We start from the raw sequence: 26,368 nt of genomic DNA, 5'->3' as shown, positions 1-26,368 counted from the left end.
GGAGTCACATGTCCCATCCAGTCCGCCGGATCGCCCTCGGGCTCGTCGCGGCGGCCGTCACCCTGCCGGCCTGCGTCGCCCCGGCCGCCGCCCACGGCTTCACCTCGACCGTGTACGTCGACGTCACCGCCGGCGAGGCGGGCCACATCCGCACGAAGCTGGAGCTCGAGTACGACCTCTACGTCGTCTCCGCGGCCGACGCCGAGAAGAACGACGCCCTGTTCCAGGACGGCACCGCCGCCTTCGAGGCCCACAACGGCGAAGCCCAGGCCGCCGCGCTCGACCGGTACGCCGACACCGCCGTCGCCTACGTCACCAAGCGGTTCGGGGTCACCGCCGAGGGCGCCGCCTGCGCACCCGCGAGGTCGGGCGGCTTCACGATCGGCGGGCGCGAGGGCGTGCCGTACGCGACCCTGCTCCTCGACTGGACCTGCCCGGAGGCCGGTGAGCACGAGGTGCGCAGCACGCTGTTCCCCGACGCCGAGACGTTCGTCAAGGACACCAAGACGATCGTCACCTACGAGCTGGGCGGGATCTCCGGCAGCGCCGCGCTCGACGCGGCCAACCCGTCGTTCTCGACGGCGCTGCCCTGGTACGCGCGGTTCGCCGAGTTCTTCCTGCTGGGCGCCGAGCATCTGCTGTTCGGCCTCGACCACATGTTGTTCCTGCTGGCCCTGATCGCGGGGTCGCGCAGGCTGCGCGAGGTGGTGCTGGTCGCGACCAGCTTCACGCTGGCCCACTCGGTCACGTTCCTGCTGGCCGCCCTCGGCGTCGTGAGCGTGCCCGCGAGCCTGGTGGAGCCGGTCATCGCGGCGTCGATCGCCGTCGTGGCCGCCTGGCACCTGTGGCAGCTCCGGCGTCCGGTCGCGCTCGGCGACCACCTGGATCGTTCCGGCGTGGTCCGTCTCGGCGTGGTCTTCCTGTTCGGGCTCGTGCACGGGCTCGGGTTCGCCGGCGCGCTCGGCATCCAGGAGGCGTGGTCGTGGACGCTGCTGTGGTCGCTGCTCGTCTTCAACGTCGGCATCGAGGCCGTCCAGCTGGGTCTCATCGTGCTGATCTTCCCGCTGCTGAGCCTGCTGCGGCGGCGATCCCCCGTCGCCGGGCGCTGGGCGACCGGTCTGGTCGCGGCGGGGGTGGCCGTCATGGGCCTGATCTGGTTCTTCGAGCGGACCTTCTGGAACAGTCCATAACCCAGCAAACCAGTCGCAATGATCGGTTAACCAGACAGCGACACCATTTCTGCCGCTTGTGCAACATTCTGCGACATAAGGAACAAGCAATGACATTAGTGACACGAGTGGCCACTGGCGCCACCGCAGCGCTCCTGGGCCTGGCTGTGGCCCTGAGCAGCGCCACGGTGCCCGCGGCCGCCGCGGACGCCGCCACGCTCACCGGCATCGTGCTGGGCGTCGGCGCCGACCAGGCCCAGCGGACCGTGACCTGGTACTCCTCGGCCGACACTGCGCAGAAGGTGCAGGTCGTGCCGACCGAGCAGGTCGTCAACGGCGAGTTCCCGGCCAACCCCGCCACCTTCGACGCCGTGGGCGGGGCGAACGTTTCGGGTGGCAGGTTCAACCGGCACGCCACCATCACCAACCTCAAGGAGTCGACCGCCTACTCGTACCGGGTCGGCACCGACGACAACTGGTCGCCCGTCTACGCGTTCAAGACGCAGAGCTTCGAGGGCGACTACGACTTCCTGTTCTTCGGCGACCCGCAGATCGGCTCCTCCGGCGACCTCGCCAAGGACCAGGCCGGCTGGGTCGACACCGTGAACGTCGCGACCGCCGCCAACCCCGACGCCGAGCTGCTCGTCTCGGGCGGCGACCAGGTCGAGACCGCCGGCACCGAGACGCAGTGGGACGCCTTCCTCGCGCCCGACGGCCTGCGCCGGTACCCGTGGGTGGCCACCATCGGCAACCACGACGTCGGCAGCAAGGCGTACGAGCAGCACTTCACCGTGCCCAACACGGACCGCTCGGGTCCGCTCTACGGCAACGGCAACCCCGCGTCGAACACGTCCGGCGGGAACTACTGGTTCATCTACAAGGACGTCCTGTTCATCGACATCAACAGCAACAGCTACGCCACCTCCCAGGGCGGCGGCGGTGACGCGGCCCACGTGAAGTACGTGACCGACGTCATCAACCAGCACGGCAACGAGGCGAAGTGGAAGGTGCTCGTCTTCCACCACGCCATCTACTCGCCGGCGGCGCACGCCCAGGACGGAGACGCCAAGCTGCGGCGGGTCGACTTCCCGACCGCGTTCTCCAGCCTCGGCGTGGACCTGGTGCTGCAGGGTCACGACCACAGCTACTCGCGGTCGTACCTGATCAAGAACAGCGAGAAGGCCAACCCCGACGAGCAGCCCGGCGCGGCCGAGGTCACGGCCGGTCCCGGCGGCGTCCTGTACATCACGTCGAACTCGGCCTCGGGTTCGAAGTACTACGACATCTCCGCCCCGAAGACCGACCAGCCCAGCTCCGGCGCCGGCAACGGCCCCGACCCGCTGAACCCCTCGACGTACTGGTACAACTCGGTGCAGAACCAGGAGCACGTGCGGACCTACGTCAAGGTCGGCGTCCGCAAGGACAAGCTCGTGGTGGAGAACCTGCGCAGCGGCACCTGCGCGGCCCCGAACGCGGCGGTCGAGAAGGGCGTGTCCTGCGACAACGACCCGGCGGCCAAGCCGGTCGGCTCCACCGTCGACAAGGTCACCGTCCACCCCTACAACGGCGAGGGCCAGGCCCTCTCGGTCGACGTGCCGAACGCCGCCCCGGGTGAGTTCGGCTGGACCATCGACGGCTACAACGGCCTGGTCGACCTCGGCACCGCCGAGGAGAAGAACGGCGACCACTTCGAGGCCGCCGGTTCGATCAACCCGATCGTCGTGTCCGACAACCGTCGTTCGCAGGCACCCTGGTCGATCTCGGCCAGCGTCAGCGACTTCAGCGACGGCGCCAAGACCTTCGCCGGCTCGTACCTGGGCTGGATCCCGAAGGTGGTCGAGGCGGGCGCCGGCGCCCGCGCCGGCAACCCGGTCGTGTCCGGGTTCGACGACCAGGGCCAGGGTCTGGCGAAGTCGCGCGGCCTCGGCTCGGCCGACCAGGGTCACCCGAAGGGCGTCGCCAAGCTCGGCGCCGACCTGACCCTGAAGATCCCCGGCGACGTGGAGACCGGTGGCTACCGCGCCACCCTGACCATCACCGCGTTGTCCAGCTAGTCCCTTTGAGTGCGGGGTGGGCGTCCCGGACCGGGCGCTCACCTTGCGAAGGATCCGAGATGCGCCTGTTCCGTACCGCCCTGGCCCTGTTCTCCGCCTGCGCGATCATCGTGCTTCCGGCCGCCCCCGCGCTCGCCGCCGACGGCGACGTCGCCTGGACGGTCCGGACCGACGCCAACGGCTTCGGGGCCGACCGCTCCAGCTACACCTACTCGATCAATCCCGGCGCCCGCCTGGACGACGGCCTGCTCGTCGCCAACCGGGGCAAGACGCCCCTGACGTTGTCGGTGTACGCCGCCGACGGCTACACCACCGACACCGGCCGGCTCGACCTGCTGGCCAAGGACAAGAAGTCGATCGGCGTCGGCGCCTGGGTGCACGCCGGCCGCGCGTCCGTGACGATCGAGCCGGGCAGGTCGGCCCGCATCCCGTTCTCGGTCAACGTGCCCAGCAACGCCCCGCCCGGCGACTACGTGGGCGGCGTCCTGACCTCCCTCACCCAGGAGGCCACCGCCGAGGGCATCAACGTCGACCGGCGGCTCGGCATCCGCATCAAGCTCCGCGTCAGCGGCGAGCTCAAGCCCGGCCTGGCCGTCGAAGACGTGAAGATGCACTACTCAGGGACCTTCAACCCCTTCGCGCCGGGCGACGCCACCATCAGCTACACGCTTCACAACACCGGCAACGCGGTCCTGTCGGCCAAGCAGACCATGTCGGTGGCCGGCCCGTTCGGCTGGTTGTCGTCCGACGCCGGCGACATCGCGGGCTCCCCGGAACTGCTGCCCGGCGAGACCTGGCGCATGTCGGTCCCGGTGAAGAGCGTGCTCCCGGCGTTCCGGCTGGCCGCGACGACGGTCGTCATGCCGCTGCTGACCGACGCGTCGGGCGCGACGACCTCGCTCGACCCCGTGCTGGCCACCACCGGCGCGTGGGCGCTGCCGTGGACCCAGCTCGCCCTGCTGGTGGTGCTCGCCGCGGTCGTGGCGGGCTGGTTCGTGGTGATGCGGGGGCGGCGGTCGCGGCGCAAGGAGCGCGAGGACGCCCGCGTGCGCGAGGCGGTCGAGGCGGCCCTGCGAAACGCCGGGTAGCCCCGCGCCGATCGAAAGACTGTGACCGACGCACACGACGACTTACTCGACCTCGTCACCGACATCGCCCCGTGGCGGGTGACCCCCGGGCACCGGGACACGATCGGCTCAACGCCGGTCGTGCCGCCGCCTCCGCCCGTGCGGGAACGATCGAACCAGCTGGTCCACGCGTTGTCCGGCCCGAAGAAGTGAGCACCGTGGAGCAGCAGTTCGTCGTCCATCTGTACGCCACCCTCGAATCGGCCCCCGCCTTCCGCCAGCTGTGGGCGGCGTGCCGGAAGGCGTTCGGGCTGACCGAGAAGATCCTCGACCTGCCCCTTGAGGTGCCCGTGGCGAGCGGCTATCCGGCGGGCGCCGAGGCGGCGCTCGCCGCGGCGGGGCGGGGTGACTGCCAGGCGATCGTGCGGGTCCACCACGGCGTGTTCGTCCTGTCGGTGGGGCTGACCGGGGGCGACTGGCAGACCTGGGACGCCGAGTGGTCGGAGGTGGTCGGCCACCGCGACTTCCTCGGCGAGGCCCGGCTCTTCCTCGCCCACGGCGGCGGGGTCCGGTCGGAGCCCCACTGGATCGGCCCGGTGACGACGCCGGAGGGCCTGGCGATCTGGGAGCGCGGCGGAGACGTCGACTACCGCCGGACCCGCCGCTTCCTCATCGCCTTCGACGACGACCCGATCGCCGACCCTTTCGTCTGGAGCCGGGGCACCCCCGGGATCCCGCCGCTGGCCCGGTATCTCCTGCACGCCGCCACGATGCGCTACGAGCTGGGCGTCTGGCTCCGTGAGGGCGGCGGACGGCCGGTGCCCGGCACCTTCGACGTCGGGCGTCGGGTGGGCGACATCCGCCGGATGCGGCGCAGCGTGGACATCGCGGCCGACAACATGCTCCGGTCGTTCGACGTGACGCCGCTGCTGCTCCAGGGCGGCCCGTTCGCCGACGACGCCGAACTGGCGAGGTCGCTGGTCGAACGGCTCGACGACGACGCGCGGTACCTGCACGACTCGATCGACCCGGCCGTCGTCGTGCCCGAGGTGGGCGGCCGGGACGTGTTCGTCGTGCACGGGCGCGACCTCCAGGCCCGCGACGCCGTCTTCACGCTGCTCCGGGCGCTCGACCTGCGTCCGCTGGAGTGGGAGACGCTGGTCGGGCGGACGGGCGGGCAGCCGTGGCCGTACATCGGCGACGTGCTGCTCCAGACCATGCCGTACGTGCAGGCGATCGTGGTGCTGATGACGCCCGACGACGTGGTCCACCTGCACCCCGACTTCGGGCCGGAGCGCCCGGTCTCCCAGGCCCGCCCGAACGTGCTGATCGAACTCGGCATGGCGTACGCGCTGCGGCCGAGGCACCTGGTCGTGCTGACGTTCGGCGCGATGCGGCCGATCAGTGACATCGACGCGCGCAACTTCGTGACCGTCTCCGATGACGTGCTGTTCCGGACCCGGCTGGCCCACCGGCTGAAGCTGGCGGGTTGTCCCGTCGACCTGTCGGGCGGCGACTGGCTGACGGCCGGCGACTTCGGCGACCAGGAGTCCTACGAGCGGGGCATCGGCCCTCACCTGCCGTGATGCGTGACCACCGCCCAGAGCGCCCGCGCACTCCCCCTTCGTCCTGCTCGCGACCGCCGACGCCGACGGCAGGTGTGACGCCTCGTGCCTGACGGACGAGGCGTCACCCTCCGGAGGTCGCGCCTGCGTCTAACGCACCGGCGCGCGCCGGCTTCGGACCAGCACGAAGAACACCACGACCGCGGCCACGACCGCGCCGCCGATGATGCCGATCTGGAGCAGCGGGAGTTCCGAGGCGCTCTCGTCGGCCGCCGCCGCGCGCTCGGCCATCTTGGCCGTCGTCAGCGGTTCGGTCGTGGGCACGTTGGCGACCTCGCCCGAGGTCACCTTGATGGAGGCCTGGGCCTTGCTCGGCTTCGTGGCCTTCACGGTGACCTTCCACTCACCGTCCGGCAGGGGCTCGGACGGGTTGTAGAGGTTCTGGCCCTCGGGGGCCGACATCAGCGGCACGGGGCCGAAGGTACGGCTGCCGTCGGCGCTCTCCGCGAACAGGGTCGCGGCGACCACGTCGGTGACGGGGGTGCCGTCCTTCTTCCAGGTCACCAGGACGTTCACGTTGCGGCCGCCGTCGCCGGCGACCTCGAGCTTGATCGGGCCGTCCGCCGCGGCCATGGCCTGCTGCGCGCCGAGCAGCAGGCCGAGACCGGCCAGCACGACGGCCAGGGCGTACCTCAGTGCCTTGTTCATTCGTGGGGGTCCCTTCACTTGCCTTACAAAAACGGGTGCCCCGCGCGCACAACGGCGCGCGGGGCACCCCACTATCAAGGTTGTACTGCGACTACCGGTTAGACCGGGTTGCCGCCGTTCTCAACGATCAGCGCGTTGGCGTCACGGATGAGCGTGGCCTTCACGACGACGTTGTTCACGACCTTCGGGTCGTTGACCGCCTCGATGAAGCGGGTGAGCTTCTTGACGATCTTGACCTTGTCGCGCTCGCGCTCCTTGCCCTCCGACACCATGACCTTGTTGATGTCGTCCTGAAGCTTCGCGGCCGCGGTAGCGGTGAGCTGACCGGCGTCCTTGAAGCGGGAGATCAGGGCCGAGATGTCATCGGTCGAGGTGGTGGTCTTGAACTTGACGGACTGCGAGTAGGTGCCACCCGAGTTGGTCGTCACGGTCACGGTGAGCGTGTGCTCGCCGAGGCCGAGGCGGTAGAGCTCCTGGACCGCACCGGAGGTGATCGGCTGGCCGTCGAGGGTGCCGGTCACCGTCTTGATGCCGGTGCCCGCGACCTCCCAGGCCACGGTGACGTCGGTGCTGTCACCGTACGAGGCGCCCTCGGACACGCCGGAGATCAGGATCGTGGGCTCCGTGGGAGTCTCCTCGATCTTGATCGTGGCGGCCTTGGTCTCCTCGACGTTGCCGGCCTTGTCGGTGGCGCGGTACTGCAGGGTGTGGTCGCCGACACCGGTGACGGTGACCGCCGCGGTGTAGGTCGTCCAGGCGCCGCCGTCCAGGGCGTACTCGATCTTCTCGACACCCGAGGTGGCGTCGGTCGCCGCGAGAGCCACCGGAACCGAGCCCTGGCCCACCGGGAGGAAGTCCGCGGTGGTGACGGGAGCGGTCACGTCGAGCTTCAGCGCGAGGGCCTTGGCCGTCTCGGTGTTGCCGGCCTTGTCCACCGACCGGTAGTTCACGGTGTGGTTGCCGTCGCCGGCGACCGAGAACGCGGTGGTGTACGTGGTCCAGGCGCCGCCGTCGATCTGGTACTCGGTCTTGTCGACGCCGCTGCCACCCGAGTTGTCGGTGGCGGCGAGGTTGACCAGAACCGCGGAGGTGTACCAGCCGGCGGCGTTGGGCGCCGTCGGGGTGGTGGTGGCGGTGGTGGTGGGAGCGGTGGTGTCGGCCACGGTCGGCTTGGTCAGCGTGAAGTAGTCGAACTTGACCGTCTTCGCAGCCTGCTGGTTGGTGCCGATGGTGTAGACACCGATCTTCGGAGTGCCGACCGCGGTGTTGCTGACGGTCGCCGACATGTCGGTCCAGGTGGTGCCGTTGGTCGAGTACGAACCCTGGAAGACCGTGCCGGTCTTCTTCAGGCGCAGCCAGACCACACCGGTGCCCGGGTTGGCGTTGGGCTGCGGGTTCTGAACGGTGCCGGCGACCTCGCTACGCAGCTCGACGCCACGCACCACGGTCGCGCCGGGCGCGTTGGTGGTGAGCAGGTCGAACTTCACGTAGTTGTCGTCGTCGGTGTACACCATCAGGCCGCCCTGCTGGTACTGCTCGCTCAGCGTCGAGGCGTCGACCTTCGTCTCCAGGGTCCAGTCGCCCGAGGGCGCGGTCTGGAGGATGAAGTTCTTCGGACCCGAGTTGCTGGTGCCGTAGATGTCACCAGTGGTGGTGGTGAGCTCCAGGTTGCCGCCGGTCACCTTGGCGGTGGCGGCGTCGGGGCGGACGATGGCGTTCCAGCGGCACGGGTCGATCGTGGTGCCGTTGAAGTCGTCGTTCGGGTCGGTCGAACCGGTGGCGGTGTCGTCCGGGGTGATGCTGAACCAGTCGAACTTGGCGTCGACCACGGTGCGCTGGCCGGTGCTCGCGAACGAGATGAGGCCGATGCGCGGGTTGGTGATGCCGGCCAGCTGCTTGGTCTCGGACATCGCCGTGAAGGTGGTGCCGTCGGCCGAGTAGGAGGCGTTCAGGTTGCTGCCGTTGCTCGAGAACCGCACGTAGAACGTGTCGGGGAACGAGTCACCGAGGTTGGACGTGTTGCTCGCCGTCACCTCGTTGGGCGCGCCGGCCTCTTCGCGGATGAACTGGAAGATGCGCTGCGCGTGGTCAGGCGCGGTGGTCGCGGCGCGACCCTGGATGACCATCTTGGCGTAGTTGTCGTCGTCGCCGTACACGACCAGACCGGCCTGCTGGTACTGCTGGTCGGCGCGCATGGTGACCTTGGCGGTCGCGGTCCACGCACCCGAGGGGAGCGGCTGGAGCACGATGTTGGTCACCGGCGTGGTGTTGCCGGTGTTGTAGATCTCGGTCGCGGAGGTCGGGATGACCAGCGAGCCGTCGACGACCTTCAGGTCCTGGTTCTCACGGAGAACCGACCAGCGGTTGCGGTTGAGGTCACTGCCGAGGAAGTCGTCCGAGCGGCCCGAGAAGCAGGTGACGTTCGGCGCTTCGACCTTGACGTTGACCGAGGCGGAGTTGGACGAGCCCTTGGCGTCGGTCACCGTGACGGTGGCGACGTAGGTGCCGGGCGCGTTGTAGGTGTAGCTCGCGTTCGCGGTGGTGGGCTGCGGGGCGCCGGTGACGCCGAAGTTCCACTTGTACGTGAGCGGGGTGTTGCCGTCGGGGTCGGTCGCGGTGGAGGTGAAGTCCACCTTCAGCGGAGCGGTGCCGGTCAGCGGGGTGCCGGTCGCGGTGACCGCCGGACGCTGGTTGTCGGTGACGCCCTTGCCGACGAAGTCGACCCAGTTGAAGTTGAGCAGGTAGTCGCCGTTACCGGCGGAGGCCGGCTTGCGGACGATGAAGTACAGCGGAGCGGTGGTCGTCGGGACGTTGGTCAGCGGGACCGAGACGTCCTTGAAGGTCTGCCAGCCACCCGTGGGGGTGATGTCGACCGAACCGACCAGGGTGCCCGTGTTGGGGTTGCCGGTCTTGATCTGCACCGTGCCGCCGGGGCCGGCGGACGAGACGCGGAGGCTGACCGAGTCGATGCCCGTCAGGTTCACCGGGTTGTAGGCCCAGAAGTCACCGTCGTTGGTGAAGCCGATGTTCTGGTTGCCGCCCAGCGGGTCGGTGGTGGTCTCCAGCTGGACACCGGGGGTGTCCGTGCCGGTGCCGCCCTCAACACGACCGGTCTCGGTGAAGTGCTCGGCCTGCTTGCGCTTCGGCTGGAGGATGACCTCCGAACGACCGGTCAGCGAGCTGGCGCCACCCGCGCCACCCTTGTCGGCGTAGGTCGCCTCGAGGATGTAGTACAGGTTGTCGTTGATGCCGTGGCCGCTGTCGGACAGCGTCTGGATGGTGCCCTCACAACCGGACTTCTGGTCGAGCGGGTGACCGTGGCTGTCGTGGCCCAGGTAGGCCTGCAGCTGCACCTTGGTGCAGTCGATCGTGCCGTCCTCGGCGTCGCTGGCGGTGATGGTGTACTTCACCTGGTCACCGAACTCGAAGAACCCACCTGCCGGGGGCAGCGTGATGTTCACGACCGGGCGGGTGTTGCCGACCACGATCGGGACGTTGGCGTGCGCGGCGACGCCCTCGGCGTTCTTCACCGTGAGGACGGCGCTGTAGTTGCCGGCCTGGGTGTAGGTGTACGAGGGGTTGGCGGCGGTCGAGTCGACCGTGCCGTCGTCGTTGAAGTCCCACTCGATGGTGATGGGGTTGCCGTCGGGGTCGCGCGAACCCTCGCTGGAGAAGTTGACGGTCAGCGGAGCCGGGCCGTCGGTCTTGTCCGCGGTGATCTTCGCGATCGGCGGGCGGGCGCCCTTCACGTACTCGATGCGGTAGATGCCGGAGTCGGCGTTGTCGCCGCCGAAGCCCGAGCCCCACTCGACCAGGTACAGCGCGCCGTCGTAACCGAACTTGATGTCCATGGGCCGGATGAAGCCCATGTCACGCAGGATCCGGTTGATCTTGATCTGCTGGGTGCCGGCGTCGTTCATCTGGAACGAGAACAGCGTGTTGTTGTTCCACTCACCGAAGATGGCCTTGCCATCCCAGTAAGCCGGCCACTTCACCGGCGAGGCGAGCGCCTCGTCGTAGCGGTAGACCGGACCGGCCATCGGCGCGCCGCCGCTGAGCTCGGGGAAGTTGTTCTGGTCGACCGCGCTGGTGTACCAGATGCTCGCGGCCTTGGCAGCCGGGAGGTTGGTCAGACCGGTGTTGTTCGGCGACTCGTTGACCGGCGCGGCGCAGTTGAACGCCGAGCCCGACGTCGAGGTCTGGAAGTTGTAGTCGATGTACGGCGTGTTGTTGCCCACGCAGTACGGCCAGCCGTAGTTGCCGGGCGCGGACAGCGCGTTCCACTCGACCGTGCCGCGCGGGCCACGGGTGGCGCTGGCGGAACCGGCGTCGGGTCCGTAGTCGGCGACCATGACGTTGCCGGTCTTCGGGTCGATGCCGATGCGGAACGGGTTGCGGAAGCCCATGCCGTAGATCTCAGGCTTGGTCTTCTCGGTGCCCGGCGGGAACAGGTTGCCCGCGGGGATGGTGTAGGTGCCGTCGGGCTGCGGGGTGATGCGCAGCACCTTGCCGCTCAGGTCGTTCGTGTTGCCCGAGGAACGCTGGGCGTCCCAGGCGGAACGGCCGTTGCCCTCGTCGATCGGCGTGTAGCCGTTGGAGGCGAACGGGTTGGTGTTGTCACCGGTGCCCAGCCACAGGTCACCCGTCTTGTGGTCCATGAGCATGCCGCCGCCGTGGTGGCAGCACTCGGCCCGCTGGACGGGGACGTTGAGGATGACCTTCTCCGAGGAGAAGTCGATCGCGTCGCCCACGACGGTGAAGCGGCTCAGCCGGTCGACGTTGCCGCCGGTGGCCGGGGAGTAGAACAGGTACACCCAGTTGGTGGTGTCGAAGTTCCGGTCGAGCGCCAGGCCGAGGAGGCCCGACTCGTTCGCGGTGAAGACGTTCATCTTGCCGGCGGTGACAGTGCCACCGGAGGGCTTGATGATCTTGACGTCACCGAGACGGTCGATGTAGAAGACCCGCCCGTCCTTGGCGATGTCGGTCATCATCGGGTTCGACGTGTTGGTGTCGAGGGCGACCTTCTCGTAGCTCCCGGTCAGGGAGGCGGAGCAGTCGGCCTTCTCCACGCCGGCGGCGGTACGGATACCACCGAGCAGCATCTTGGTGAAGTTGGCCTCGACGTAGCTTTCCTTGGTGTGACCAAGGCCGGTGTACCAGGAACGGCCGCCGTCGAAGTCCTGACACCAGGAGATCGGGTGGTCGATGCCCTGGGTGGAGCCGGTGTACGACTTCTGGTTCAGCGACTGCAGGACGTGCACCGCGTTACGCGGGTTCGCCTGGAAGTCGTACCACTCGTCGGTCCGGGTCCACGAGGTCGGCAGGTGCGAGGTCGACGGGTGCGCCTTGTCCTCGTTGACGACCGTGGCCTGCTGGATGGCGGGGTGCGACTTGAAGTACGCGCCGACCAGCTGCCGGTACCAGTCCCAGCTGTAACCGCCGTCGGAGGCGGCGTGGATGCCCACGAAGCCGCCGCCGGCCTTGATGTAACGCTCGAAAGCGGCCTTCTGGTCCGCCGTGCTCACCGGGTCGCCGGTGGTCGAGTTGAAGATGACGGCCTTGTACTGCGCCAGGTTGGCGTCAGTGAACTGGGCGCTGTCCTCCGTCACGTCGACCGCGAAGTTGTTCTCGGTGCCGAGCTTCTGGATCGCCGCGATCGCGTCCGGGATCGCGTCGTGCCGGAAACCGGTCGTCTTGGAGAAGACGAGGACCTTGAACTCGGGTTCAGCGGCTGCGCTGGCCGGAGCAGCGGAGAAGGCCAGGACGGGCATGGGCAGCATGAGGGCTGCCGACGCGACCGCCACGGTCCGGCGCAGGGAGATTTTTCTCTTGAAAGGCAGGATCTCGGAGAGCCTGGCCCACGTTCGAGAACGTGGTGACATGGGGAATCCCTTTCCTGACTGGGGATGTCAGGCAAGCGAGCGCCGCCTCGCTGGTGCCACTTGTGTTACATGGGGGGTGTTGCGGTACTGCACGGGCTGGAGGGTGCCACCTCCAGGCTTGTGGGGGCCGGCGCCGTCAGTGAGGCGCCAGCCGGGGGATCGGTTCAGGGATCATGGTCGGATGGTCGATGAGCCGATTGACGACCACGCTCGCGGCGCCGCGTGCGGCGGCGCCGAAACCGAGGTCGGAGGCCACGAACCGGCACTGGCTGGCTGATCGCGCCACGACCAGCCGTTCCAGTTCGGCCTGTGCGGGGGGAAGCAGCCATTCGGCGAGCGTGGCGAAGTAACCGCCGACGACGATGACACGCGGGTTGAACAGGTTGGCGAGGATCGAGCCGCCGAGCCCGAGCCACTTGCCCACCTGGGCGACCGCCTCAGCCATCCGGCTGTCACCCGCGGTCAGTCCTCTGGCGATCTCGATCGCCCGCTCCTCCGGGTCGGAGGCCGGGAGCGAGGTCTCCGGGTGTGCTGCCTTCATGAGGGCGGCGAGCCCCACCTTGGTCTCCAGGCAGCCGTGCCTCCCGCAACCACAGCGGGAACCGCCCGGATCGACCGGCAGGTGGCCGATCTCGCCGGAGAAGCCGTCCGCGCCGCGGAGCAGCTTCCCGTCGAGCACGATGCCGCCGCCGACGCCGACCTCGCCCGTCAGGTAAACGAGGTGGGACGTGCCCGCGGCGACACCGGAGGTGTGTTCGGCCAGCGCCGCGAGGTTCGCGTCGTTGTCGACCGTGACGGGAACGCGCCACGGTCCGAGGGCCGCGGAGAGCCGCGCGGCCAGGGGTAGATCGTGCCAGCCCAGGTTCGGGGCGAGGGTGACGACGCCATTCGCCACGTCGACCAGACCGGGGACCGCCACGCTAAGCCCGGCGGGCGTGGCCCCGGCCGTCTTCATCGCCTCGACGGCCTCCAGAGCCACTCGGCCGAGCTGGCGCAGGGAGAGATCGGGGCCGCCGGCCATCGCGTCGAAGGCGATCCGCCGTTCGACGAGGACCCGGCCGCTGAGGTCGGACCCGTGCGCGGAGATGTAGTCGACATTGATCTCCAAACCCAGCGCGCCGACGTGGGCGCCGTCCAGTGTGACGGGCCGCCGGGGGCGGCCGATCGCGCCGGCGTGCTCGGTGCCGGTCTCCCGGACGAGTCGCCGGTCGAGGAGCTCGGCCACCAGGTTGGAGACCGTGGCCCGGTGCAGGCCGGTGGCCTCCGCGACGTCGGCCCGGGATTGCGCCGGGTGATCACGCAGGTGGCGTAAGACGAGAGAAAGGTTGGTCTGCCGGAGCATCGGTGCGCTGCTCGGCAGGGCGGTGCCGGCCGCGCGGGCGCTGCGGTGTGGATGCGTCACGCGGTCACCGCCTTTCATTTGTCTCGGCAATCAATTAATGAGGTTTGTAACACGCACGTGTCTGGAGCGCACCGTGTGAACGGGTAACGAGTTGACATCGACGAAAATGCGCAGGTCACAGCGTTGTGCACCGCGTAACTGGACCGTTACAAAATGAGGCGTTCAGCGCCGCCGGGAGCGCAACCCTTTAGTTTGGCTACCCGTGCAAACCAATCCGCCTGAGCTTCTGGGCAGCCACTGAGCCGGCTGGGGCGGTGTAGACGAGCAGCGACTGGCTCTGGTCGGGATCGACCAGCGTCTGGCAGTCGAGGTCGAGCGCACCCGTCTCAGGGTGCGTGAACCGCTTCCTGGCGCAGGCCGGACCGGGCACCGGATGCTCACGCCAGAGCGCGGCGAACTCGGGGCTGCGGGCCAGCAGGGTCCGTACGATATCGCCCGCGCGGGAGTTCTCGCCGTCCCGCGTGTGGATCCGGAGGAGATCGGCGACCAGTTCCCGGCCCACGGTGGCGTGGTCGTCGGCCGGATGAATCCTTCGTACGGCCGGATCGTCGAACCACCGGTAGTGGAGGCTGGCCGACAGGCCCTCGTACACGAGGCCGTCGCCGAGGAGCTCGCGGGCCAGCGGGGTCTGGCGGAGGGTCTCGCCCAGATCGCTCACGACGAGCGCGGCGGCGTCGGCCGGGAGGTTCTCGAAGATGCGCTGCATGCCGGGGTTGACGCTCCGCCCGGCCTTCACGCGCGGCCGGACGGCGTATCCGCCCAGGCGGAGCAGGTGGTCGCGTTCCTGGTCGGTGAGGCGCAGGGCGCGGGCGATGGCGGCCAGCATCTGCTCCGACGGCTGCGGGCCGCGCTGCTGCTCGATCCGGCTGTAGTAGTCGGTCGACATGGCCGACAGGGCGGCGACCTCCTCGCGGCGCAGCCCGCCCGTCCGGCGGCGTGAGCCGCGCGGCAGGCCCACGTCCTCGGGCTGGAGCGCCTCGCGCCGGGTGCGCAGGAAGTCGGCGAGTCGGGCCCGTTGCATGTTCTGCTCAACAACCTCCGGACCTGGGGTGATTCCGCGCAGCCACGGACACTTCGTCCCTGGATGCGGCCTCCCGCACCCGGCAGGTTCGATGGCATGACAACCATCCCCGTGTTCAACCCCGCCACCGGCGACATGGTCGCCGAGGTGCCCGCGGGCACCGCCGCCGACGTCGACCGGGCGGTGGCCGCCGCCCGTGCCGCCCTGCCGGCCTGGGCCGCGACCGACCCCCTCGACCGGGCGGCGGTCGTGGGCCGCATCGGGGCGGGCATCGCCGCCCGTACCGACGAACTCGCCGCCCTCATCACCGCCGAGATGGGCGCTCCGGTCAGCCTGGCCCGCACGGCGCAGATCCGGTTCCCGGTGGCCGTCGCCCAGTCGTTCGCCGCCCTGGCGGAGAGCTTCGCCTGGACCGAGGAGATCGGCACCTCGCTGGTCGTGCGCGAGCCGATCGGCGTCGTCGGCGCGATCACGCCGTGGAACTTCCCGCTCCAGCAGATCGTCTCCAAGCTCGCCCCGGCGCTGGTCGCGGGCGACACGGTCGTCTGGAAGCCGTCGGAGATCGCGCCGCTCACCGCGCGGGTCCTGGCCGAGATCGCCGCCGAGGCCGGCCTTCCGGCCGGCGTCTTCAACATCGTGTACGGCACCGGCGACGTCGTCGGCGAGGCGATCTCCGCCCACCCCGGCATCGACATGATCTCCTTCACCGGCTCGACCAGGGCCGGCCGCCGCATCGGCTCGGTGGCCGCCGAGACGGTCAAGCGGGTCGCCCTGGAACTGGGCGGCAAGGGCGCCAACGTGATCCTCGACGGCGCCGACCTCGACGTGGCCGTCCCCCACGGCGTGGCCATGTCCTTCACCAACGGCGGCCAGGTCTGCGGCTCGTGGCCCCGGCTGCTGGTGCCCGTCCACCTTCAGGAGGAGGTCGTCGAGCGTGCGGTGGCGGTCGCGGAGACCTACACCGTCGGGGATCCTCTCCTGGAGACCACGATGATCGGCCCGATGGCGTCGGAGCAACACCGCGACAAGGTGCACGGCTACATCGAGCGCGGCATCGCCGACGGCGCCCGCCTGGTCTTCGGCGGCACCGGACGGCCGCTGGAGAAGGGCGCCTACGTCCGCCCCACGATCTTCGCCGACGTCGACCCCGCCTCGGCCGTCGCCCAGGAGGAGATCTTCGGCCCGGTGCTGACGATCATCCCCTACCGGGACGCCGAGGAGGCCGTGGCCATCGCCAACGGCACCACCTACGGCCTGACCAGCGGCGTCTTCGGCCCCGACGAGGAGGCCCGCGCGCTCGCGCGGCGCATCCGGGCCGGCCAGGTCGACGTCAACGGCGGCCACTGGAACGCGCTCGCCCCCTTCGGCGGCTACCGCCAGTCGGGCAACGGCCGCGAGTTCGGCCGCTTCGGCCTGGAGGAGTTCCTGGAGGTCAAGTCGATCCAGCTCTGAGGGGGTCCAGCGGTACCCCTCTCACCGGTCCCTTCCCGGACCGGCGTGCCTAGCCTGAACACATGGCAGTCGGTGAGTTCCTCAGAGCCCGCCGCGACCGGATCACCCCGGAAGCGGCGGGCCTTCCGGCCGACGTCCGCCCCCGCAGGGTGCCCGGCCTGCGCCGCGAGGAGGTCGCGAGCCTCGCGGGCGTCAGCGTCGACTACTACGTCAAGCTGGAGCGCGGGCTCGCCCGCGGCGTCTCCCGCTCGGTGTGGGAGGCGCTGGCCAGGGCGCTCCGGCTCGACGAGACCGAACGCGCCCACCTCTGGGACCTCGTCGCCGCCGAGACCGGCGTGGTCATGCGCCGGGAGCCGCTGCCGCGCCAGCGCGTCACCCCCGGCCTGCGCAACCTGCTGGCCACGCTCGACCACGTGCCCGCGATGGTCCAGGGCCGCCGGACCGACGTCCTGGCGTCCAACACCCTCTTCACGGCCCTGTACGCCGGATTCACCGGCCGCAACCTGGCCCGCTTCATCCTGCTCGACCCGGCGGCGAAGGACCTCTACCCCGAGTGGCCCGAGGTCGCCCGCAGCGTGGTGGCCGTCCTGCGCCTGTACGCCGGAGCCCACCCCGACGACCCCGAGCTCACCCCGCTGGTCGACGAACTCACCCGCGCCAGCGCCCTGTTCCGCCAGGTGTGGAACGAGCACGCGGTCGTCCGCCACGCCGACGGCAGGAAACGTTTCCGCCATCCCGTCGTGGGCGAGCTGACCCTGAACTACGAGACGTTCACCGCCGCCGGCGACCCGGAGCAGACCCTCGTCATGTTCCACGCCGACCCCGGCTCACCGTCGGCCGACGCGCTGCGCCTGCTCGGCGCCTGGCACGCCTCCGTCTGACTCCCTCATCCGCCACGCCACCTGGAGAGATCGCCATGAAGGCTGTCCGCGTGACCCGCTACGGCGCCCCCGACGTCCTCGAACCGGCCGACCTGCCGGTCCCCGTGCCGGGCGAGGGCGAGGTCGCCGTCGACGTGACCCACGCCGCCGTCGGCCTGATCGACGTGCTGATCCGGCGCGGCGACTTCGCCGGTCACGGCCTGCCGATGCAGCCGCCGTACACCCCCGGGATCGAGGCCGCGGGCACGGTCCGCGCCGTCGGCGCGGGCGTGACCACGCTGCGCCCCGGCGACCGCGTCGCGACCCTCTCGATCGCCGCGGGCGGCGGCTACGCCGAGGTGATGATCGCCCCGGCGGCGGCCACCTTCCGCCTCCCGGACGGCCTGGACCCGGCGCAGGCCGTCGCCGCCCTGCCCAACGCGACCACCGCCGTACTGGCCCTGACCAGGGCGATCACCCTGCCTCCTGACGCGAAGGTGCTGGTCACCGGCGCGACCGGCGCCCTCGCCTCCGTCTTCCCCGCCATCGCCAAACGCCTCGGCGCCCGCGAGGTGGTCGGCACGGTCCGGTCGCCGGCCCGGATCGCCGAGGCGGAACGGCTGGGCTTCGACCGGGCGGTCCTGTTCGACTCCCTGGACGCCCCGGAGTTCGACGTCGTGATCGACCCGGTGGGCGGCGAACTGCGCGGGCGAGCGCTGGGCCTGCTCGCCGACATGGGAAGGCTGGTGGCCGTGGGCAGCGCCGACCGCTCCGGCCACACGATCGACAGCAACACGTTGTGGTTCGGCAACAGGGGCATCGTCGGCTTCGCCGTCGGGATGTTCCTGCAGCGAACCCCGGCCCTGGCCGCCCCGGCCGCCGCCGAGGCGATGTCGGCCATCGCCGACGGCTCGATCAAGCTCGCCGTCGAGACCTATCCGCTCGACCGTGCCGCCGACACCCATGCGCGCATGGAGGCCGGCGGCGTCTCGGGGCGGCTGGTCCTGACCTTGGGGTAGGGATCAGACGGTTCGGCAGGTCACCGTGGGGGCGGCGCTGGAGTTGCCCGAGGCGAGGAAGCCGAAGGTCGCCGACGCGCCCGCGCCCAGCGAGCCGTTGTACGCCACGTTCCGCGCCGTCACGCTGGAACCGCTACTCGTCACCGTCGCGCTCCACGACTGGCTGATCGACTGGCCGCTCGGCCACGTCCACGACACCTGCCAGCCGGAGATGGGCGACGAACCGGCCGTCACCGTCACGTCGGCCTGGAAGCCGCCGCCCCACGTCGAGGCCACCTTGTAGGCCGCCGAGCAGCCCTGGCCCGGGTTCGGGGTGGGAGTGGGCGTCGGGGTGGGAGTCGGCGTCGGGGTGGGGGTGGGCGTCGGGGTGGGGGTGGGCGTCGGCGTGGGGGTCGGGCTGGGGTTGCCGCCGACGAAGTTCACGTCGCTGCAGAAGTAGTACGACTGGTCCATGTGGCTGGCCTGCCAGACCGTGAACACGATGTGGCGGCCCGAGCGGCCGGGGGCGTTCACCTCGACGGGGGTGGTCGCGCCGGTCGGCACGCGGCCCACCTGGCCGACCAGTTCCAGATCGCTCCACTTCAGTGGCGTCGTCAACGCGTTGAAGCCCTGCTTGGTGGCGTACACGCGGATGTAGTCGGCGCCGTGGATGGCCTGGTCGGTCATGTTCAGGGTGAAGCGGGTGGGCTTGTCGACGGTCTTCCACGCGCCGAGGGTGTCCATGGCGTTGTAGCGGCCGTTGAAGGTGCGGCCGCCGCTGCAGAGCTGGCCGTCGGGGACGGCGGCCTGGTGGTTGCCCGCCACCTGCTCGCGGTAGAGGCCGTTCCAGTTCCACATGGCCTGGACGTCGTACTGCCAGGCCTGCCAGCACATCGGGTCCTGCTGGGCCATCGCGGGGTTCTGGAAGTCGCCGCCCCAGCGCTGCCAGCAGCCGTAGTTGCGGCTGGGCGGGTCGGTGACGGAGCCGTGGGCGTTCGCGGTCGCGACGAGTGCTGTGGCGAGGAGTGCCAGGGCTGCCAGGGCCGCGAGTAGGGTCCGGGAGAGCGTGTGCACGTGCTCCTCCTAGGAGAGGTGTGGGGGAGCGCCCAACGTCTCCTAACTCGTTGTCAGGGACAACGGTGATGCTTCGGCCCTACCGCCCGAACTGGGAAATCTCCAGAAAGCAACTGAACGATTCAGAGACACTGGTCACACTTTGACCGGTTCGCTAACGTGCCCCAGGTGACAGTCCAGCAGGAAGCCCCCGCCCGTCAGGACGACAACGAACCCCGCCACTGGCTCGCGGTGCGACCGCGTCTCGTCGTGGCGAGTGGGTTGATGCTCTTCCTGGAGTTGTCGCTCATCCGATGGACCGGGTCCAACGTCGTCCATCTGAGTTATTTCACCAACTTCGTGCTGCTCGGGTCGTTCCTCGGGATCGGGCTCGGGTTCCTGCGGGTGGGGCGCACGAAACGGCAGCCCTACTACTCGCCGGTCCTGCTGGCCGTGCTGGTGCTGGTCATCAGCTTCTTCCCGGTGCACGTCAACCGGGAGGCGACCGGCATCCTCTACTTCACCAGCCTGGAGACGAGCGGGCCGCCGGCCTGGCTGATCCTGCCGGTCATCTTCGTGGTGGTCGCGCTGGTGCTGATGGGGCCGGCCGAGCTGGTCGGCCAGTGTTTCCCGAAGCTCGACCGGCTTGAGGCCTACCGCTGGGACCTCGTCGGGTCGCTCTGCGGCATCGGGCTGTTCACGCTGCTGTCGTTCCTGAGCGCGCCGCCGCTGGCGTGGGGGCTCGTGGTCGCGATCGGCTACTTCGTGGTGATGCGGCCCCAGCGCATCCTCACCGGGGTCGTGCTGGCGGTTCCCGCGCTGCTCGTCATCACGGCGCTGGCCATCGAGACGTTCTCCGCGGGGGCCCTCTGGTCGCCCTACTACAAGGTCACCACCAAGGCGTTCCAGAACCAGGGCGTCGACGTCCTGGACATCCAGGTCAACGGCATCCCCCACCAGCAGGCGATCCCGGCGGCCAAGCGGCTGGAGTGGGAGCAGCAGTACGGCATGCCCTACCAGCGCTCCGTCGCCGCCGCGGGCCAGCGGCTCGACGACGTGCTGATCGTCGGCGCGGGCAGCGGCACCGACGTCGCGATCTCGTTGCTGAAGGGCGCCAAGCACGTCGACGCGGTCGAGATCGACCCGAAGCTGCGCCAGCTCGGCGGTGAGTTCCACCCCGACAGGCCCTACTCCGACCCGCGCGTGACCACCCACATCAACGACGGCCGGGCGTTCCTGGAGCGCACCGACAAGAAGTACGACCTCATCCTCTTCGCCCTGCCCGACTCGCTGACCCTGGTGTCGGGCGCGAGCTCCCTGCGGCTGGAGAGCTACCTGTTCACCGAGCAGGCCATGGAGGCGGCGAAGGAGCACCTGAAGCCGGGTGGCGCGTTCTCGATGTACAACTACTACCGCGAGACCTGGCTGATCGACCGGCTCGCGTCGACCGCGCAGGCGGCGTTCGGGCACAAGCCCTGCGTCGACTTCACCGGCTGGGGCGGCCAGGCCGTCATCACCGCGGGGCTCACCCCCGCCGACCAGGCGTGCGCCGGCGAGTGGGGCGGCGCCGCGGCCGGCACCCCCGCGCCGACCAGCGACGACCGGCCGTTCCTCTACCTGAGCACCACGTCGATCCCGTCGCTCTACATCTTCGCCCTGGGCCTGATCCTGCTGGTCAGCGTGTTGGCGGTGCGGGTCGTGGCGGGGCCGTTCCGGCAGATGCGGCCCTACGCCGACCTGTTCCTGCTCGGCGTCGGCTTCATGCTGCTGGAGACCAAGAGCATCACCGGCTTCGCGCTGCTGTTCGGCACCACCTGGGTGGTGAACGCGATCGTCTTCGCGGGCGTCCTGGTCGCGGTGCTCGCCGCTGTCGAAGTGACGCGCCGCTTCCGCACCCCGTCCCTTCCGGTCATGTACGGCGTGATCGCGGTCGGCCTGGTCGTCGGCTGGCTCGTGCCGAACTCGTGGTTGTTGTCGTTGCCGCTGGCCCTGCGCATCCCGGTGGCGGTGGCCATCGCGTTCCTGCCGATCTTCGCGGCCAACGTGGTGTTCGCCAAGCGCTTCACCGAGACCGACGACTCGACCACCGCCTTCGGCGCCAACCTGCTCGGCGCGATGGTCGGCGGTTGTCTCGAATACGCCGCCCTGATGCTCGGCTACAACTCGCTGCTGATCGTGGCCGGTCTGCTCTACCTGGGCGCGTTCGTGCTGCTGCCGCGCACCGCACGGGCCCTCACGTGATCGACTTCTACCGCGAGAACGGATACGCGCTGGTCAAGGGGCTGATCACCCCAAAAGAAGCGGCGGCCTGCCGCCGGGAGACGCACGAGCTGATCTCCCGGCTCCGGGCGGTCGACCCCACGTGGGCGGTGGCCCGGAAGCTGACCGAACGGCACACCGAGCTGCGGCACTGTCACGACGCGCAGTTCCACGCCGCCGTCTTCTCCCGGCTCATCGTCGACCCCCGGTTCACCGACGTGGCCGCCGAGGTCGTGGGCTCGCCCAACGTCCAGCTCCACCACACGAAGATCTTCGTCAAGCCGGCCGAGCGCGGCTCGCCGTTCCCCATGCACCAGGACGCCGCGCACTTCCCGCACACCCGCCACACGATGGCCGCCGCCATCTTCCATTTCGACGACGCCCCCGAGGAGAAGGGCTGTGTACGGGTGGTGCCCGGCAGCCACAGGCGCGGCCCGCTCCCCCACGTCGAGGAGGGCGGCTGGCACCTGCCGCTCGACGAGTGGCCGCTGTCGGCGGCGGTCCCGGTCGAGGCCGAGGCCGGTGACGTGTTGTTCCTCAGCTACCTGCTGGTGCACGGGTCGGGGGTGAACACCTCCGGCGAAGACCGCACCACGTTCCTGGTGCAGTTCCGCGACCCGGAGGACGAACCGGCCGACGACGTGCACCGGTCACGGGGCCAGGGCATGATGCTGCGCGGGTTCGCGCCGAACGTATAGCCGGATCGCGTAGCCGAGCACCCGGTAGACCGGTCCTTTCTTGTAGTTGTGGTGCAGCATGAGCTGCTTGGCCCGGTCCTGCTCCGAGTCGAGGTCGGCGGGTTTGGGGTAGTTGCGGCTGACCGTCCAGACCCGGTCGCCGAGCCTGATCTCGTGGGCGGGCCGTTCCCGTCCGGCCAGTGTCCCCGACTCGGCGCCGCTCTCCTTCAGCGCGACGTCGCGCACGGCGCGGAACTGCGCCGGGTAGGCCTCGGCGACCAGCCGCCGGATCGATGGCAGGTAGACGACGGTGTCGCCGGGCAGCGCCAGCCGGTCCATGAGTTTCGCGACGGCGGCCGGGTCGTCGGGACGGGAGTCGAGCCGCCGGGTCGCCGCCTGGGCGGGCAGCGCGGGGAGCAGCACGACCGCCAGTGTCGCGGCGGCGGCCGGGACGGCCACGGCCGGGCGGGCCAGCCTCGCGATCCCGTCGACGGCCGAGCCGATCAGCAGGGCGAGGCCGATGACGGCGTACAGCACATAGCGTTCTTCGTAGTAGGGCTTGACCTGCGACAACAGCAACAGCGAGGCGGGCGGGACGACCGCCAGCGGTAGCGCCACCACCCGCAGCGGGCCACCCTGGAACAGTGCGAGCAACGCGAGCACGACGGTCCAGCCGGCGAAGCCGGTCACCAGGTCGGCGGCGTCGGTCCAGGTCGGCGGGGTCAGCCGGGCCACCTGCGCGCTCTGCGGATAGGCGACCAGGATCAGCGGCACGCTCGCCGCGAGGGCCGCCGCCGAGGCGACCAGCCACCGGCGCCGGTCGACGAGCAGGCCGGGCACCGCGAACGCCGCCAGCACGAGCAGCGACGTCAGGTTCAGGTAGGCCGCCACGGTCACCGCGACGGCGTACCCGACCCAGGAGCGCCGTACGAGCGCGTAGAGCGCCCACGCCACCGCGGCGCACACCAGAGCGGGTGAGCGGCCCTCTTGGGCGTAATGGGACACGACGGGCAGCAGCGCGTAGGCCGCGCCCGCCGCGAGACCGCTGCCGCGCATCCGCCGGGCGGCCCCGGCGACGGCGAGCGCGGCCAGGCCGGTGGCGAGCACCGACGGCAGGCGGATCAGCACCTCCGGGTCGCCCGGGAGGAGCAGCACGGCGTGCACGATCAGGTAGTAGAGGCCGTGGACGGCGTCCACGTTGCCCAGGGTGGTGAAGAGGTCGCCGAGGGAGCGGCTCGCGATGGCGTAGGTGGTCGCCTCGTCCTGCCACATCGAGCCCCGGTCGAGGCCCCACAGGCCCATGGCGACGGCCATGACGAACACCACGACGCGCGTCATGTGCGCGCAACTGCCCCAGGCGGGGCCTGCAATCCGCGTACAGCGGACGGAAAGCGAAGTGATAGTGGCTTAGGTCACTCTTCAGGTGTCCAAAGTAGGAAGAGCGGGCGCAAATCCGCGGATTCATTCGTTTGGTGATCCAGGAGCCCACCTGAGAGGTCGCGATGATGTGTCAGCATCAGCCCAAGTGTCCGTCCCCCGACGCCTCCGACCGCGTTTCCGCCCACGTCGTGGCGGCCCACCCGGAACAGGGCTGGAGCCTGCTGTGCAACGGCGTCGTGTTGTTCGAGGACCTCGGCCTGCTGCTCCCCGACGGCAGCGCCGCGCGCTGACCCTCGTTACGCCGCATGCCTCCCGGGCAAGGGTGAGGCATGACGAACGGGGATCTCTACGCGTACGCCGACCTGCTCGACGGGGATGAGAAGCAGACGATCGAGCGGGTACGCGAGTTCATGGCCGATCGGGTCGCGCCGATCGCCGACGACCAGTGGACCAGGGCCGAGTTCCCCCACCAGCTCGTGCCCGAGTTCGCCAAACTCGACGTCGCGGGCCTCGCCTTCCGGGGCGCGCGCAGCCTGCTGACCGGTTTCGTCGTCTTGGAGATGAACCGGGTCGACCCGTCGTGGGGCACCTTCTTCGGGGTGCACGCGGGCCTGGCCATGGGCAGCGTCGCCCGGCTGGGCTCCGAGGAGCAGCGGGAGCGCTGGTTGCCGCGCATGGCCGCGATGGAGAAGATCGGCGCCTTCGCGCTGACCGAGCCGACCGGCGGATCCGACGTCGCCGCCGGGCTCCGCACCACCGCCCGGCGTGAGGGCGACACCTGGGTGCTCAACGGGGCCAAACGCTGGATCGGCAACGCGACGTTCGCCGACTACGTCATCGTGTGGGCCAAGGACGAGGGCGACGGGCAGGTCAAGGGGTTCGTGGTCGACCGGGGCTCCCCCGGGTTCACCGCCACGAAGATCGAGAACAAGATCGCCCTGCGGACCGTCCAGAACGCCGACATCACGCTGGAGAACGTGCTCGTGCCGGAGGAGAACCGGCTGGCCGGGGCCTCCTCGTTCAAGGACACCGCGACGATCCTGCGGCAGACGCGCGGCGGCGTCGCCTGGCAGGCCGTCGGGTGCATGATCGGCGCCTACGAGCGGGCGCTGGCGTACTCGAAGGAGCGCGAGCAGTTCGGGCGGCCCATCGCGTCGTTCCAGCTCGTGCAGGATCTGCTCGTGCGCATGCTCGGCAACGTGACCAGCTCTCTCGGCATGGTGGTACGCCTGGCGCAACTCCAGGACGACGGGGTCTACCGCGACGAGCACTCGGCGCTGGCCAAGGCGTTCTGCACGGCCCGGATGCGCGAGGCCGTCGGGTGGGGCCGGGAGATCATGGCCGGGAACGGGATCGTGCTCGACTACGGCATGGGCCGCTTCGTCGCCGACTCCGAGGCCATCTACAGCTACGAGGGCACCCGCGAGATCAACACCTTGATCGTCGGACGGGCCGTCACCGGCGAGAGCGCGTTCGTCTAGGCCGCCCAGAGGCGTCGCACGCTCCCGGTCACCGGACCGGGGGCGGGGGTGTGCGGCCCGGTCCGTACCAGAATCGGCTTTCCCGGGAACGCCGTGGCGCCGTGCCTGATCACGTAGTCGACCTCGGTGGTGAGCAGCGACGGCCACTCCATCAAGCCGAGGGTGGTCCGGATCTGCAGGTCCGCGAACGACGCGCCCAGGCAGCGCCGCGCGCCGACGCCGAACGGCAGGAACGCGTAGGGCGAGACCTGGGCGCCGGTCCAGCGCTCGGGGCGGAACGTGCCCGGATCGGGGAACAACCTCGGGTCGCGCTGTTCGAGCAGCGGTGAGGCGAAGGCCAGCGCCCCCTTCGGGATCGACGTCCCGCCCACCTCGACCTCCCGGGCGACCCGGCGGGGCAGGCTGAACGGCACGGTGGGGATCAGCCGCTGCGACTCCCGGACCACCGCGTCGAGCTCCTCGTCGCTGTCGGGGGCCAGCCCGGGAGTGCCGAGGATGGTCAGGAGTGCCCAGGTCATCGACATGGCGGTGGTCTCGAACCCGGCGGAGAAGAGGGCGTGAAGCTCACCCGCGATCTCGGGGACGCTGAGCCGGTCGCCGTTCTCGTCGGTGGTGTGGCAGAGGATCGACAGGGCGTCGTGGCGCGGTTCGTCGGCCCGTTTGCGCTCGATGAGCAGCGCCAGCCGGTCGTAGACGGCCGCGATCCCACGGGTCCAGCGGCCGTAGGGGGTCCAGCCGCGTTCGTGCTGGAACATGAAGACCAGCGGGTTCGTGATCGGCCCGAGCAGGTTGGCCACGGCCTCGGCGAGCTCGGCGTTCCTCTCGTCGGGGTCGAGGCCGAGCAGGCAGACCAGCATGTTGGCGCGGGTGATGCCGAGGAACTCGGCCGCCATGTCGAACGGCTCGCCGTCGCTCGCGGCGAACCTCGACCGCTTGAACGTCTGCGCGAACACCGTCGCGTAGTGGTCCATCGCGCTCTTGTGCACGATCGGCATCAGCAGTCGGCGGGCCCGGCGGTGCCGGTCGCCGTTGAAGGTGATGACGGCCTCGAACATCTTCGACCAGGGGCGCCCCTGGGGGAGGGAGAAGACTCCGTCGCTCAGCCGTTCGAAGACGTCGTTGTCGGTGAAGTAGCGCCGTGCGCCCTCCTCGCCGCGCAGCAGCACGATCGAGGCGTTCCCCCTGGTCAAGGGGACGACAGGGCCGGGGAAGCCGGATTCCACCCGGTCCAGGGCGAACCAGGCCGAGTGCCGGAGAAATCGGATGTTGTTGACGACGGGGATCCCACCTGGCCCGGCCGCGTCGATCCGCAGCGAGGTGTCGAACATCTTGGCCATGCC

General features: G+C 70.0%; 19 protein-coding genes. 12 read left to right on the top strand and 7 right to left on the bottom strand.

Going from position 1 to position 26,368, the window contains the following annotated elements; translation table 11 throughout:
- Window positions 1-8: 8 nt before the first annotated feature.
- The 5 genes from QSK34_RS16635 (at window position 9) to QSK34_RS16615 (ending at window position 5,876) form a co-directional block, all read left to right on the top strand.
- Complete coding sequence (locus tag QSK34_RS16635) at window positions 9-1,190, top strand: HupE/UreJ family protein (RefSeq protein WP_285585106.1); 1,182 nt, start codon at window positions 9-11, stop codon at window positions 1,188-1,190.
- Window positions 1,191-1,279: 89 nt separating this feature from the next.
- Window positions 1,280-3,223, top strand: coding sequence for a purple acid phosphatase family protein (locus tag QSK34_RS16630; protein WP_285585104.1), 1,944 nt, complete (start codon window positions 1,280-1,282; stop codon window positions 3,221-3,223).
- 59 nt (window positions 3,224-3,282) lie between these two features.
- Window positions 3,283-4,311 (top strand): COG1470 family protein, encoded by a 1,029-nt coding sequence (locus tag QSK34_RS16625; protein ID WP_285585101.1) that lies wholly within the window; start codon window positions 3,283-3,285, stop codon window positions 4,309-4,311.
- Between the two features lie 21 nt (window positions 4,312-4,332).
- Window positions 4,333-4,503, top strand: a complete 171-nt coding sequence (locus QSK34_RS16620) for a CATRA system-associated protein (RefSeq protein ID WP_285585099.1) — start codon at window positions 4,333-4,335, stop codon at window positions 4,501-4,503.
- 5 nt (window positions 4,504-4,508) lie between these two features.
- Window positions 4,509-5,876, top strand: coding sequence for a CATRA conflict system CASPASE/TPR repeat-associated protein (locus tag QSK34_RS16615; protein ID WP_285585097.1), 1,368 nt, complete (start codon window positions 4,509-4,511; stop codon window positions 5,874-5,876).
- Window positions 5,877-6,005: 129 nt separating this feature from the next.
- Here the strand turns inward: QSK34_RS16615 and QSK34_RS16610 are convergent, their stop codons facing one another.
- From QSK34_RS16610 to QSK34_RS16595, 4 genes are all read right to left on the bottom strand, one after another.
- Window positions 6,006-6,563, bottom strand: a complete 558-nt coding sequence (locus QSK34_RS16610) for a hypothetical protein (RefSeq protein WP_161481059.1) — start codon at window positions 6,561-6,563, stop codon at window positions 6,006-6,008.
- 98 nt (window positions 6,564-6,661) lie between these two features.
- Window positions 6,662-12,343 (bottom strand): ThuA domain-containing protein, encoded by a 5,682-nt coding sequence (locus tag QSK34_RS16605; protein ID WP_285585093.1) that lies wholly within the window; start codon window positions 12,341-12,343, stop codon window positions 6,662-6,664.
- Window positions 12,344-12,581: 238 nt separating this feature from the next.
- Entirely contained in the window at window positions 12,582-13,847 is a 1,266-nt protein-coding gene (locus QSK34_RS16600; RefSeq protein WP_285585091.1) for an ROK family transcriptional regulator, read from the bottom strand.
- Window positions 13,848-14,043: 196 nt separating this feature from the next.
- Entirely contained in the window at window positions 14,044-14,868 is an 825-nt protein-coding gene (locus tag QSK34_RS16595; protein WP_285585088.1) for a helix-turn-helix transcriptional regulator, read from the bottom strand.
- Window positions 14,869-14,964: 96 nt separating this feature from the next.
- Here QSK34_RS16595 and QSK34_RS16590 point away from each other — a divergent pair, with 96 nt between their 5' ends.
- From QSK34_RS16590 to QSK34_RS16580, 3 genes are all read left to right on the top strand, one after another.
- Window positions 14,965-16,320: an aldehyde dehydrogenase family protein gene (locus QSK34_RS16590; RefSeq protein ID WP_285585087.1), complete on the top strand. Its 1,356-nt coding sequence runs from the start codon at window positions 14,965-14,967 to the stop codon at window positions 16,318-16,320.
- Between the two features lie 62 nt (window positions 16,321-16,382).
- Window positions 16,383-17,201 (top strand): helix-turn-helix transcriptional regulator, encoded by an 819-nt coding sequence (locus QSK34_RS16585; RefSeq protein WP_285585084.1) that lies wholly within the window; start codon window positions 16,383-16,385, stop codon window positions 17,199-17,201.
- Between the two features lie 35 nt (window positions 17,202-17,236).
- Window positions 17,237-18,199, top strand: coding sequence for a quinone oxidoreductase family protein (locus QSK34_RS16580; protein WP_285585082.1), 963 nt, complete (start codon window positions 17,237-17,239; stop codon window positions 18,197-18,199).
- 3 nt (window positions 18,200-18,202) lie between these two features.
- On the opposite strand, the gene QSK34_RS37780 is transcribed toward QSK34_RS16580, so the two are convergent.
- On the bottom strand, window positions 18,203-19,252 hold the full coding sequence (locus tag QSK34_RS37780; RefSeq protein ID WP_353051395.1) for a lytic polysaccharide monooxygenase auxiliary activity family 9 protein: 1,050 nt from the start codon (window positions 19,250-19,252) through the stop codon (window positions 18,203-18,205).
- Window positions 19,253-19,420: 168 nt separating this feature from the next.
- On the opposite strand from QSK34_RS37780, the gene QSK34_RS16565 reads away from it, so the two are divergent.
- The gene (locus tag QSK34_RS16565; RefSeq protein ID WP_285585080.1) at window positions 19,421-21,472 is read left to right on the top strand and encodes a spermine/spermidine synthase domain-containing protein; all 2,052 of its coding nucleotides are present in this window, start codon (window positions 19,421-19,423) and stop codon (window positions 21,470-21,472) included.
- On the top strand, window positions 21,469-22,188 hold the full coding sequence (locus tag QSK34_RS16560; protein WP_285585078.1) for a phytanoyl-CoA dioxygenase family protein: 720 nt from the start codon (window positions 21,469-21,471) through the stop codon (window positions 22,186-22,188). Before QSK34_RS16565 ends, QSK34_RS16560 begins: the two co-directional genes overlap by 4 nt.
- Here QSK34_RS16560 and QSK34_RS16555 read toward each other — a convergent pair.
- Window positions 22,141-23,505, bottom strand: coding sequence for a glycosyltransferase family 39 protein (locus tag QSK34_RS16555; RefSeq protein WP_285585076.1), 1,365 nt, complete (start codon window positions 23,503-23,505; stop codon window positions 22,141-22,143). The genes QSK34_RS16560 and QSK34_RS16555 overlap by 48 nt on opposite strands.
- Before the next feature lie 167 nt (window positions 23,506-23,672).
- On the opposite strand from QSK34_RS16555, the gene QSK34_RS16550 reads away from it, so the two are divergent.
- The gene (locus tag QSK34_RS16550) at window positions 23,673-23,837 is read left to right on the top strand and encodes a DUF5999 family protein (RefSeq protein ID WP_202610206.1); all 165 of its coding nucleotides are present in this window, start codon (window positions 23,673-23,675) and stop codon (window positions 23,835-23,837) included.
- A gap of 39 nt (window positions 23,838-23,876) precedes the next feature.
- Window positions 23,877-25,028, top strand: coding sequence for an acyl-CoA dehydrogenase family protein (locus tag QSK34_RS16545; protein WP_030454954.1), 1,152 nt, complete (start codon window positions 23,877-23,879; stop codon window positions 25,026-25,028).
- On the opposite strand, the gene QSK34_RS16540 is transcribed toward QSK34_RS16545, so the two are convergent.
- Window positions 25,025-26,365: a cytochrome P450 gene (locus QSK34_RS16540; protein WP_285585071.1), complete on the bottom strand. Its 1,341-nt coding sequence runs from the start codon at window positions 26,363-26,365 to the stop codon at window positions 25,025-25,027. The two genes, QSK34_RS16545 and QSK34_RS16540, sit on opposite strands and share 4 nt — an antisense overlap.
- Window positions 26,366-26,368: the final 3 nt, after the last annotated feature.

Source organism: Herbidospora sp. NBRC 101105 (genome assembly GCF_030269205.1).
Lineage (GTDB): Bacteria > Actinomycetota > Actinomycetes > Streptosporangiales > Streptosporangiaceae > Herbidospora > Herbidospora solisilvae.
This window is presented reverse-complemented; position numbering and strand designations above follow the sequence as displayed.

What these genes read in the sequence shown, in the direction of transcription:
- QSK34_RS16540 (WP_285585071.1), bottom strand. Translation starts at nt 26,365, where the DNA reads ATGGCCAAGATGTTCGACACCTCGCTGCGGATCGACGCGGCCGGGCCA.
- QSK34_RS16550 (WP_202610206.1), top strand. Translation starts at nt 23,673, where the DNA reads ATGTGTCAGCATCAGCCCAAGTGTCCGTCCCCCGACGCCTCCGACCGC.
- QSK34_RS16635 (WP_285585106.1), top strand. Translation starts at nt 9, where the DNA reads ATGTCCCATCCAGTCCGCCGGATCGCCCTCGGGCTCGTCGCGGCGGCC.
- QSK34_RS16580 (WP_285585082.1), top strand. Translation starts at nt 17,237, where the DNA reads ATGAAGGCTGTCCGCGTGACCCGCTACGGCGCCCCCGACGTCCTCGAA.
- QSK34_RS16625 (WP_285585101.1), top strand. Translation starts at nt 3,283, where the DNA reads ATGCGCCTGTTCCGTACCGCCCTGGCCCTGTTCTCCGCCTGCGCGATC.
- QSK34_RS16595 (WP_285585088.1), bottom strand. Translation starts at nt 14,868, where the DNA reads ATGCAACGGGCCCGACTCGCCGACTTCCTGCGCACCCGGCGCGAGGCG.
- QSK34_RS16605 (WP_285585093.1), bottom strand. Translation starts at nt 12,343, where the DNA reads ATGCTGCCCATGCCCGTCCTGGCCTTCTCCGCTGCTCCGGCCAGCGCA.
- QSK34_RS16590 (WP_285585087.1), top strand. Translation starts at nt 14,965, where the DNA reads ATGACAACCATCCCCGTGTTCAACCCCGCCACCGGCGACATGGTCGCC.
- QSK34_RS16555 (WP_285585076.1), bottom strand. Translation starts at nt 23,505, where the DNA reads ATGACGCGCGTCGTGGTGTTCGTCATGGCCGTCGCCATGGGCCTGTGG.
- QSK34_RS16585 (WP_285585084.1), top strand. Translation starts at nt 16,383, where the DNA reads ATGGCAGTCGGTGAGTTCCTCAGAGCCCGCCGCGACCGGATCACCCCG.
- QSK34_RS16610 (WP_161481059.1), bottom strand. Translation starts at nt 6,563, where the DNA reads ATGAACAAGGCACTGAGGTACGCCCTGGCCGTCGTGCTGGCCGGTCTC.
- QSK34_RS16545 (WP_030454954.1), top strand. Translation starts at nt 23,877, where the DNA reads ATGACGAACGGGGATCTCTACGCGTACGCCGACCTGCTCGACGGGGAT.
- QSK34_RS16630 (WP_285585104.1), top strand. Translation starts at nt 1,280, where the DNA reads ATGACATTAGTGACACGAGTGGCCACTGGCGCCACCGCAGCGCTCCTG.